Consider the following 9,336-nt stretch of genomic DNA (forward strand, 5'->3'; position numbering starts at 1 on the left):
CAGGGATCGCCGATCCGTGGACGACCGGTCTCTGCCTCGCTCCGCCGAACCCGCCTAACGTCGCTCGAGCCGCCCGACCAGGGGCGGTACGACGAAGGAGCTCGACCACATGGACCTCACCGGGAGCACGATCCTCATCACCGGCGGCACCTCGGGCATCGGCCTCGCGCTCGCCCTCCGCCTGCACGACGCCGGCAACACCGTGATCGTCGCGGGGCGGCGCCGGTCGCTCCTGGACGCCATCACGGCCGAGCACCCGGGCCTGCACGCCATCGAGCTCGACATCGCCGATCCGGAGTCGATCGCCCGGGCGCGCGCGAGCATCGAACTCACTCACCCCGGCCTGAACGTCGTCGTGAACAACGCGGGGATCATGCTGATGGAGGACCTGCTCGACCCGTCCGACGTCGGCATCGCCGAGCAGCACGTGCAGATCAATCTGCTGGGCACGATCCGGATGGTCTACGCGTTCGCTCCGGTCCTGGCCGGTAAGGAGGGGGCCGCGATCCTCACCGTCTCCTCCGCGCTCGCCTTCGTGCCGTGGGCGGCGACCCCGACCTACAGCGCCACGAAGGCCGCGCTCCACTCGTTCACCGAGAGCTCTCGCATCGCGCTCGCCGGAGCGGGCGTGCAGGTCGTCGAGATCGTGCCGCCCGCGGTCCGGACGGCTCTGCTGGGTCAGGAGGACAGCCAGCAGGCCATGCCGCTCGACGAGTACGTGTCCGAGGTTCTGGCCCTGCTGCGCGAGAACCCGGACGCCCGCGAGCTGGTCGTCGAGAACGCCCGCTGGGCGCGCGAGGCCGCGGCGAACGGCACCTACGCCGGCCTCGTGAGCTCGCTCAGCAGCCTCTGACCGATGCCGGAGCCGGGGAGCGGGGGATCGCCGATCCCTGGCTCCGCTCCGGCTCCGGGCCCATCATGAGCGGATGGACAGACGACTGCTCGCCGAATTCCTCCGCTCGCGCCGCGAACTGCTGCGCCCGCGCGACGTCGGCCTGTCGGAGGGGCCGCGGCGGCGCGCCCCGGGGCTGCGCCGCGAGGAGGTCGCGCAGCTCGCGGGCATGTCCACCGACTACTACGCCCGTCTCGAGCAGCAGCGCGCTCCCGTGCCGTCGACGCAGATCGCGGCGGCGCTCGCGCGGGCGCTGCGGCTGACCCTCGACGAGCGCGATCACCTGTTCGCCCTCATCGGGCACAACGCGCCGGGCAGGTCGGTCCACTCCGACCACGTGAGCCCCGCGCTGATGAGCGTGCTCGACGGGCTGACCGACGTGCCGTGCCTCGTGCAGAACGACCTCCACGACACCCTCGCGATGAATCCGCTCGCCATCGCGCTGATGGGGGACGAGACGGCGTTCACCGGCGCGGCCCGCAGCGGTTTCCACCGCTGGTTCACGGACCCCGACGAGCGCCGCCTCTACCCCGTCGACGCGCAGGAGGAGCACGGGCGGTTCCTCGTCGCCCGCCTGCGGATGGCCACCACCTCGGGCAGCGACACCGCTCGCGCAGTGAAGCTCGCGGCCGAGCTCTCGCGGCGCAGCGCGGAGTTCGTGCGCCTCTGGCAGCTGCACGAGGTCGCGCGCAGCTACGACGACTGCAGGATCCTCCTGCACCCCGAGCTCGGACCGATCGAGATCGACGCGCAGATGCTCTTCACCGAGGACCGCTCGCAGACGCTCCTCCTGCTCAACCCGGGCGCAGCGGTGAGAGCCGCGGCAAGCTCGACCTGCTGAAGGTCATCGGCCGTCAGAGCCTCGGTCCCCGCGTCGCGGCGGACTGACACCCGTGTCTCCGCGCTCCACCGAGACCGCTGCACTCCCCGACGCAGTCGTGATCCAGACCGGTTCTTCGAGCAGGATGAGCACGTCCACGGCGCCTGAACCGCCCCCGAAGGGATTCCTCATGACCGTCCTCCCCACCCTCGCCGTCACGGGCGTGACCGGCGTCCTCGGCGGCTCCGTCGCGCGCGCGCTCGCCGCCGACGGCGTCGCCCAGCGACTGCTCGCCCGCACCCCCGCGCGGGCTCCGCAGCTGCCGGGCAGCACCGTCCATCCCTTCAGCTACAGCGACCGACCCGCCTCGGTCGAGGCGCTCACCGGCGTGGAGACCCTCTTCATGGTGTCCGCGTCCGAGAGCGCCGACAGGCTCGACCAGCACCGCACGTTCGTCGACGCCGCGGCCGCCGCCGGCGTCCGGCACATCGTCTACACGTCGTTCGTCGCAGCCGCCCCCGACGCGGTCTTCACCCTCGCGCGCGATCACGGGGCGACGGAGGAGCACATCCGGGCGTCCGGAATGGCGTGGACGTTCCTGCGCGACAGCTTCTACATCGACTTCATGGAGGCGCTGGTGGGCGAGGACGGCGTGATCCGCGGACCCGGAGGCGACGGCCGCGTCGCGATCGTGTCGCGCGCCGACGTGGCCCGCACCGCGGTGGCTGTGCTGCGCGACCCCTCCGCGCACGCCGGGCGGACCTACGACCTCACCGGCCCCGAGGCGCTGAGCTTCACGGAGATCGCCGCGACGATCGCCCGGGTCCGCGGCCGCGAGGTCTCGTTCCGCGACGAGAGCCTCGAGGAGGCGTACGCCTCGCGCGCCGTCTACGGCGCCCCCGACTGGCAGGTCGACGCGTGGGTGAGCACCTACACCGCGGTCGCGAGCGGCGGCATGGCCGCCGTCAGCGACGCCGTCGAGACCGTCACCGGAGTCGCCCCGCAGTCCCTCGAGGCGTTCCTGGCGTCGACGCCGCGCTGATCCGAGCCGGTCGCGCCTCGCTCGCACGGCAGGAGGAGGCGCTCGCGCCGCTACACGCGCGGGTCGCGTCCGTAGCGGGGTGCTGCTCCGAGGTTCTCGCGGAGCGTCGCTCCCTCGTACTCGCGGTGGAACAGGCCGCGCTCCTGCAGGATCGGGATCACCTCGTCGACGAAGGCGTCGACTCCGTCGTGGAGGCTGTCGATGCTGAGGGAGAAGCCGTCGCAGGCGCCGGCCTCGAACCACCCCTGCATGAAGTCGGCGATGTCGGAGGCGGTGCCCGCGACGACCGGGTGGTAGTCGATGACCCCGTGGGCGAGGACGTCGCGCAGCGACCAGCCTTCGCGGGCCACCTCCAGTGCCCGGGGGGAGCGCGGGTCTCCCGGGCTCGCGACGGCGCGCGCGAGCAGGTGCGCGGGGACGGGCTCGTCGATGTCCTCGAACCGCAGGGGGAGCCCGATCATCGCGCCGAGGTAGCCGACGCGCTGGCGCAGATCGACCGACTCGTCGAGCCTGCGGCGACGGTCGAGGGCGTCGCGCTGGGTCGCGCCGACGGTGGGCATGAATCCGGCGAACATCTTGATGTCATCGGCGTCGCGGCCGGCGGCGACCGCCGCGGCACGCAGCTCCTCCCGCTGAGCGCGAGCGGACGCGATGTCGAAGGGGTTCGCGTAGACGCCGTCGGCGTATCGGCCGGCGAGCTCGAGGCCGTTCTGCCCGCCTCCGGCCTGGAAGATCACGGGCTGGCCCTGCTCGGACGGCGGGAGGGGGAGCGGCCCCCGCGAGGCGACGTGGCGGCCGCCGAGGTCGATCGGGCGGACCTTCGAGGCGTCGGCGTAGCGGCCGCTCTCGACGTCGCCGATCAAGGCGTCCTTCTCCCAGCTGCCCCAGAGGGCTTCGACGATCTGGATGAACTCGTGCGCTCGCCCGTACTTCTCCGGGCGCGGGGGCACGTCGGATCCGAAGTTCGCCGCCGCCTCGGGATTCGAGGTGGTGACCGCGTTCCAGCCGATGCGGCCGTGGCTGATGATGTCCAGCGACTTGTACTGGCGGGCCACGTTGTACGGCTCGTTGAACGTGGTCGACGCCGTCGCGACGAAACCGATGCGGCTGGTCTCCCGCGAGAGGGAGGCCATCACGACCACGGGGTCGATGACGTGCCGCTGCGGCTGCACGTCCAGGTCGGTCTCGAGCGCGGGAGTGTCGGCGAAGAAGATCAGCTGCACCTTGCCTCGCTCGGCGCTCTGCGCGTGCCGGACGTGCGCATCCATGTCGGTGTAGCTGTCGAGGGGCACGCCGGGGAGGCGCCAGGCGCCGGGGGCGCCGCCGAAGCCGCCGACGAGCTGCATGGCCAGGAGCATCTGGGGTGTGGTCATGCAGCGACCGTAAACCCTTACACCAGTGGCAAGGTCAAGCGTCAGCCGGCCTGGAGCAGCTCGCGATCGGACGCCTCGTCGATCGCGTCGATGTAGCGGGAGATCGCGTCGCGGTTCTGGATGAGGAAGTCGATCTTCTCGCTCATCCTGTCGCGCTCGGTCGTGAGCAGCTCTCGGAGCCCCGGCTCCGCGTTCTCGACCACGATCGTCTGCGGCTTGTCGAGGCAGGGGAGGATGTCGACGATGATCCGGGTCGGGATCCCCGAGTCGACGAGGCCGCGGATCTTCTTCACCCGGTCGACGAGGTAGTCGTCGTAGTCGCGGTAGCCGTTCCCGAGCCGCGTGGGCCGGATCAGGTCGTGCTCCTCGTAGTAGCGGAGCATCCGCGCCGCGACGCCCGTTCTCTTCGACAGCTCACCGATCCGCACGATGCGTCCTCCTTCTCTCTTGACCTTCACACTAGTGGGAGGGTTCAGGATGTCGGAGGGGAACGAGCAGAAGGACGGTACGACATGAAGATCGGCATCATCGGCGCGGGAATGATCGGCGCCACCCTCGCGCGACGGCTGAGCGGGGCCGGCCACGACGTCTCGATCGGCAACTCCCGTGGACCCGCCACCATCACCGCGGAGGCGCTGGGCGCCGGCGCCCGCGCAGTGGAGGCGCGCGATGCGCCGGTCCTCGCCGACGTCCTCATCCTGTCGGTGCCGCTGAGTGCGGTCCCCGACCTCGTGCCCCTGGTCCGCGCCGCTCCGGAGGGGGCGGTCGTGATCGACACCTCCAACTACTACCCGCTGCGCGACGGGCGCATCGACGAGCTCGACTCCGGAAGGGTCGAGAGCATTTGGGTGCAGGAGCACCTGGGCCGCCCCGTCGTGAAGGCGTGGAACGCGATCACGGCGCAGTCCTTCGACTCCCACGACACGGATCCGGGCGACGCGGACCGCCTGGCGATCCCGGTCGCCGGCGACGACGGATCCGCCGTCGGCATCGCGCTGGCGCTCGTCGAGCAGACGGGCTTCGACGGCGTCCACTCGGGGTCGATCGCCGACTCGTGGCGCCAGCAGCCCGGCACTCCGGCGTACTGCACCGATCGCACGGCGGCCGAGCTGCCGGATGCTCTCGCCGCGGCGGACGCCGCTCGCTCGCCGCGCCGCCGGGATCTCGCGATCGCCGCGGTGACCGAGCGCGCCGAAGCGGACGGTCCGGTCAGCGCCGACTACCTGGTGCGGCTCAACCGCGCGATCTACTGAGCCGTGACGGTCCTCGCCACGGCCGCTCCGCCGCTGCAGCGCGACCTCGACCTCGAGACGCTGCGCGCCGCGTTCGGCCTCCACCCCTCCGGCGTCGCCGCGCTGATCGCCCAGGTCGACGGCATCCCCGTCGTGCTGGTCGCGTCGTCGTTCACGGTCGGGGTGTCGGCCGACCCGCCCCTGGTCTCCGTCGCCGTGCAGCGCACCTCGACCTCGTGGCCGCTGCTGCGGCGCGCCCGCTCGATCGGCGCCCGCTCGTGTTCCACGACTCCGGTTTCCACGCCCTCGCCCCCCCCGAGCCGCCCTCGCGACGACTTGACATTGCCACAGGTGTCAAGGTTGACCATGGAGTCATGACCACCTCTTCTCCTGCGCTCACGCGCCCCCCGCACTCCGACCGGCTCCGGAAGGGGGACGGGCTCGTCATCGGTCTCCTGATGGCGTCCACGTTCCTCGTGCTGCTCAACGAGATGCTCCTCGGCGTCGCCCTGCCGACCCTCATCGCCGACCTCGGCATCAGCCCGGCGGCCGGCCAGTGGCTGACCACCGGCTACCTGCTGACCCTGGCGGTCCTGATCCCGGCGACCGGCTTCGTCATGCGGCGCTTCCCCCTCCGCACGATCTTCCTGACCGCACTGTCGGTCTTCATCGTCGGAACGGCGCTCGCCGCCGCGGCTCCCGGCTTCGAGGTCCTCCTCGTCGGACGCATCGTGCAGGCCGTCGGCACGGCGGTCTTCGTGCCGCTGCTGATGACCACCGCGATCCGGCTCGTCCCGGAGTCGCGGCGCGGCCGCATCATGGCGATCGTGACGGCGGTCCCGGCCATCGCTCCCGCCGTCGGCCCCGCCGTCTCGGGCCTGGTGCTGACCTACCTGCCCTGGCGCTGGCTCTTCCTGCTGGTGCTCCCGCTCGCGGTGCTCGCCCTCGTCGCCGGCGCGCTGAAGCTGACGACCATCACGACGCCCGAGCGCGCCTCCCTGGACCTCGCGTCCCTCGCCCTGTCCGCGGTCGGCTTCGGCGGACTCGTGCTCGGGCTGTCCCTGATCGGCGAATCCGCCTCCGGTCACGCCCCGATGCCTCCGCTCCTCCCGCTCCTGATCGGCGTGGTCGGAGTCGCCGCGTTCGTCCTGCGTCAGGTGGCGCTCCGACGACGCGGGAACGCGCTGCTGGACATGCGGATCTTCCGCAGCAGGACCTTCGTGGTCGCCGTGGTCGTCATGCTGTTCGTGGCCATGAACGGGTTCGGCGTCGCCCTCGTGCTCCCCTTCGTCCTCACCGGCGCCCTGGGCCTGAGCACTCTGTCGATCGGACTGTTCCTCCTCCCCGGCGGCGTCATCATCTCCGTCGTGTCCGCGCTCGGCGGCCGCGTCTACGACCGTTCCGGCCCCCTGCCCCTGGCGATCCCCGGCGCGGCGATCTGGACCGCGAGCATCTGGTTCCTCAGCACCCTCACCGACGCCGACAGTGTGTGGACCTACCTGACGGGATACCTCGTGATGACGGCCGGCCAGGCGATGATCTGGGCTCCGGTGACGACGCTCGCGCTGTCCTCCCTCCGCTCGGAGCTCTCCCCGCACGGCAGCGCGGCCTTCACGACGGTGCAGCAGCTCGCCGGCGCGGCGGGCGGAGCCGTCCTGATCTCGGCCTACACGATCGGCTCGAACGCCGCGGACGCCGGGCGGCTGACCGTCGCCGAGACCATCGCGGCCGGACAGTCCGCCTTCGTGACGGGCGGCGTCCTCGCGCTCGCGGGGCTCCTCGCGACGCTCTTCCTCGGACGACGGCGCGTCGACGACCGGCCCGGGGCTGCCTGACGCGATGCGGCCCGGTCGTCGACACGGCGTCGCAGGCCGGGCGGTACGGTCGAACGATGGAGCCTTTCACCGTTCCCCTGTCCGAGCGGTACTTCGACGACTACAGCCCCGGACTCGGAGGCGTCTACGGGCCGATCGCGGTGACCGAGGCCGAGATCATCGCCTTCGCCACGGCGTTCGACCCGCACACCATGCACACCGACCCCGACGCCGCCCGCGCCGGCGACTTCGGCGGCCTGATCGCCAGTGGGTGGCACACCACCGCGATGATGATGCGGCTCCTGGTCGACACCTTCCTCAACGAGCGCGCCAGCATCGCCTCGCCGGGAGTGGACGACCTGCGCTGGCATCTCCCGGTGCGCCCGGGTGACCGGCTGCGCGGGCGCTTCGTCGTCCTCTCCGCGCGCCCTTCCGCCTCGCGACCCGACCGGGGCCTCGTCCGGATCGGCATCGAGCTCATCGATCAGCACGACGCGACGGTCATGTCCCAGACCCTGCTCGTCGTCCTCCGCCGCAGCCCCCTCGGCAGCTGAGATCGCGATTCCGGACCGGGTCCGCGGACGATCCTCCCGGAGTGGTCGAGCAGCGGAGAGTCGGCAGCGGCGGGCCCTGTCCCGAGGCTTTCTCCGAACTTCGATGAGAATCAAGTTTGATCGAGATCAAAGTAACCTGTACCGTCGGGACTCCGGCTCCGGAACCTCCGGTGCACCCTCACGATCGGACCGCCATGCGCGCCTGGACCCTCGCCGACTTCGGCTTCGACAACCTCGACCTCCGCGAGGTCGACACCCCGACCCCCGGCCCGAACGACCTCCTCGTGCAGGTCTCGGCAGTCTCGCTGAACTACCGCGACAAGGCGCTCGTCGAAGGGGACTACTCGCCCGAGAAGATGCCGAAGGGCCTCATCGTCGGCGCGGACTCGGCGGGCGTCGTCACCGCGGTCGGCTCCGACGTGACGAAGTGGGAGGTCGGCGACCGCGTCACCTCCCACTTCTACTCCACCTGGGCCGACGGCCCGTGGGACCAGGTGCACACCGACGCGATGATCGGCGGCCCGATCGACGGGGGTCTCGCCGAGTACGTGCTCCTGCACGAGGACCGCGTCGTGAAGAGCCCCGTGAACCTCAGCGACGCGGAAGCAGCCACGCTGCCGATCGCCGCGCTGACGGCGTGGTTCTCCCTCGTCCACCACGGCGGGCTGGAGGCGGGCGGCAGCGTGCTCGTGCAGGGCACCGGCGGCGTGTCGGTGTTCGCGATCCAGATCGCCTCCGCTCTCGGCGCCCGCGTCATCGCCACCTCGTCCAGCGACGAGAAGCTCGCCGTCGCGAAGGATCTCGGGGCCACCGACCTCATCAACTACCGCACGACGCCCGACTGGGCCGCTGAAGTCCTCCGGCTCACCGACGGGAAGGGCGTGGACGTCGTCATCGACGTCGCCGGGGGAGACGGCGTCAACGACTCCGTCCGCGCCGCGAAGGCCGGGGGCGTCGTCGCCGTCATCGGGTTCCTCGCCGGGCAGACCGCGAACCTCGACCTGATGACCGTGCTGTTCCGTCAGACCACCGTCCAGGGCGTCGCCGTCGGCACTCTGTCGGCCTTCGAGGAGCTCGTCGAATTCCTCGAGCAGCACGGGATCAGCCCCGTCATCGACTCCACCTACCGGTTCGAGGACGCGAAGGCGCGTACGCCCGTCTCGCCGAGGGCCCCCTCGGCAAGGTCGTCATCCGGGTCCGCTGACCTCAGCGGGTGTCCCGCCCTCCCGGTACGATCGTCCCCTCGTAAGGAGGCTCCGAATGGCTCGAGCACCGATCGACGACGAACCCTCCGTCGAGGATCTTCACTTCCCGCGGATCCTCGAAGTCATCGCCGACCCGATCCGACTGAGCATCGTGTCGCAGCTCGCCTCGGCTGAGGCGGACATCAGCTGCGGCGGCTTCGACCTGCCCATCACGGCCTCGACCGCGACGCACCACTTCACCGCGCTGCGGCAGGCGGGCGTCATCCACCAGTACTACGTCGGCACGTCGCGGATGAACGTCCTCCGCGACGCGGAGCTCGAGGAGGCGTTCCCCGGGTTCCTCCGGGCCGTGGTCGCCGCTGCCCGCAGCGGCAGGTGACCGGGACGAGAGCCGCTCGATCGGA

Annotated in this window: 11 protein-coding genes; 9 read left to right on the forward strand and 2 right to left on the reverse strand. The window is 71.3% G+C overall.

Annotated elements, in window-relative coordinates:
* The first annotated feature begins 109 nt into the window (after positions 1 to 109).
* From B0T42_RS09045 to B0T42_RS09055, 3 genes are all read left to right on the forward strand, one after another.
* A complete protein-coding gene (locus B0T42_RS09045) occupies positions 110 to 853 on the forward strand; it encodes an SDR family oxidoreductase (protein WP_077222870.1) in 744 nt (247 codons plus the stop codon).
* Between the two features lie 73 nt (positions 854 to 926).
* On the forward strand, positions 927 to 1,733 hold the full coding sequence (locus tag B0T42_RS09050) for a helix-turn-helix transcriptional regulator (RefSeq protein WP_236720193.1): 807 nt from the start codon (positions 927 to 929) through the stop codon (positions 1,731 to 1,733).
* Positions 1,734 to 1,902: 169 nt separating this feature from the next.
* Positions 1,903 to 2,754: an SDR family oxidoreductase gene (locus B0T42_RS09055; protein ID WP_077222871.1), complete on the forward strand. Its 852-nt coding sequence runs from the start codon at positions 1,903 to 1,905 to the stop codon at positions 2,752 to 2,754.
* A 50-nt stretch (positions 2,755 to 2,804) separates the two neighbouring features.
* On the opposite strand, the gene B0T42_RS09060 is transcribed toward B0T42_RS09055, so the two are convergent.
* The gene (locus tag B0T42_RS09060; protein WP_077222872.1) at positions 2,805 to 4,127 is read right to left on the reverse strand and encodes an NtaA/DmoA family FMN-dependent monooxygenase; all 1,323 of its coding nucleotides are present in this window, start codon (positions 4,125 to 4,127) and stop codon (positions 2,805 to 2,807) included.
* A gap of 41 nt (positions 4,128 to 4,168) precedes the next feature.
* Complete coding sequence (locus B0T42_RS09065; RefSeq protein ID WP_077222873.1) at positions 4,169 to 4,555, reverse strand: MerR family transcriptional regulator; 387 nt, start codon at positions 4,553 to 4,555, stop codon at positions 4,169 to 4,171.
* A gap of 84 nt (positions 4,556 to 4,639) precedes the next feature.
* Here B0T42_RS09065 and B0T42_RS09070 point away from each other — a divergent pair, with 84 nt between their 5' ends.
* The 6 genes from B0T42_RS09070 (at position 4,640) to B0T42_RS09095 (ending at position 9,311) form a co-directional block, all read left to right on the forward strand.
* Complete coding sequence (locus B0T42_RS09070; RefSeq protein ID WP_077222874.1) at positions 4,640 to 5,380, forward strand: NADPH-dependent F420 reductase; 741 nt, start codon at positions 4,640 to 4,642, stop codon at positions 5,378 to 5,380.
* Positions 5,381 to 5,383: 3 nt separating this feature from the next.
* Positions 5,384 to 5,737 carry a flavin reductase gene (locus B0T42_RS22670; protein WP_077222875.1) on the forward strand — a complete coding sequence of 118 codons (354 nt, stop codon included), beginning with the start codon at positions 5,384 to 5,386 and terminating at the stop codon, positions 5,735 to 5,737.
* Positions 5,734 to 7,194 (forward strand): DHA2 family efflux MFS transporter permease subunit, encoded by a 1,461-nt coding sequence (locus tag B0T42_RS09080; protein ID WP_077222876.1) that lies wholly within the window; start codon positions 5,734 to 5,736, stop codon positions 7,192 to 7,194. The genes B0T42_RS22670 and B0T42_RS09080 overlap by 4 nt, the downstream gene beginning before the upstream one ends.
* A gap of 56 nt (positions 7,195 to 7,250) precedes the next feature.
* Entirely contained in the window at positions 7,251 to 7,727 is a 477-nt protein-coding gene (locus B0T42_RS09085; protein WP_077222877.1) for a MaoC family dehydratase, read from the forward strand.
* A gap of 194 nt (positions 7,728 to 7,921) precedes the next feature.
* On the forward strand, positions 7,922 to 9,106 hold the full coding sequence (locus B0T42_RS09090; RefSeq protein WP_201788516.1) for a zinc-dependent alcohol dehydrogenase family protein: 1,185 nt from the start codon (positions 7,922 to 7,924) through the stop codon (positions 9,104 to 9,106).
* On the forward strand, positions 9,084 to 9,311 hold the full coding sequence (locus B0T42_RS09095; protein WP_236720194.1) for a helix-turn-helix domain-containing protein: 228 nt from the start codon (positions 9,084 to 9,086) through the stop codon (positions 9,309 to 9,311). The genes B0T42_RS09090 and B0T42_RS09095 overlap by 23 nt, the downstream gene beginning before the upstream one ends.
* Positions 9,312 to 9,336 lie beyond the last annotated feature (25 nt).

Origin of the sequence: Rathayibacter rhapontici, from assembly GCF_001995175.1 — a bacterium.
Classification (GTDB): Bacteria; Actinomycetota; Actinomycetes; order Actinomycetales; family Microbacteriaceae; genus Rathayibacter.

Excerpts from the sequence above, each read along its gene's own strand:
- B0T42_RS09060 (WP_077222872.1), bottom strand. The coding sequence starts at position 4,127 with ATGACCACACCCCAGATGCTCCTGGCCATGCAGCTCGTCGGCGGCTTC.
- B0T42_RS09090 (WP_201788516.1), top strand. The coding sequence starts at position 7,922 with ATGCGCGCCTGGACCCTCGCCGACTTCGGCTTCGACAACCTCGACCTC.
- B0T42_RS09070 (WP_077222874.1), top strand. The coding sequence starts at position 4,640 with ATGAAGATCGGCATCATCGGCGCGGGAATGATCGGCGCCACCCTCGCG.
- B0T42_RS09050 (WP_236720193.1), top strand. The coding sequence starts at position 927 with ATGGACAGACGACTGCTCGCCGAATTCCTCCGCTCGCGCCGCGAACTG.
- B0T42_RS09055 (WP_077222871.1), top strand. The coding sequence starts at position 1,903 with ATGACCGTCCTCCCCACCCTCGCCGTCACGGGCGTGACCGGCGTCCTC.
- B0T42_RS09085 (WP_077222877.1), top strand. The coding sequence starts at position 7,251 with ATGGAGCCTTTCACCGTTCCCCTGTCCGAGCGGTACTTCGACGACTAC.
- B0T42_RS09080 (WP_077222876.1), top strand. The coding sequence starts at position 5,734 with ATGACCACCTCTTCTCCTGCGCTCACGCGCCCCCCGCACTCCGACCGG.
- B0T42_RS09045 (WP_077222870.1), top strand. The coding sequence starts at position 110 with ATGGACCTCACCGGGAGCACGATCCTCATCACCGGCGGCACCTCGGGC.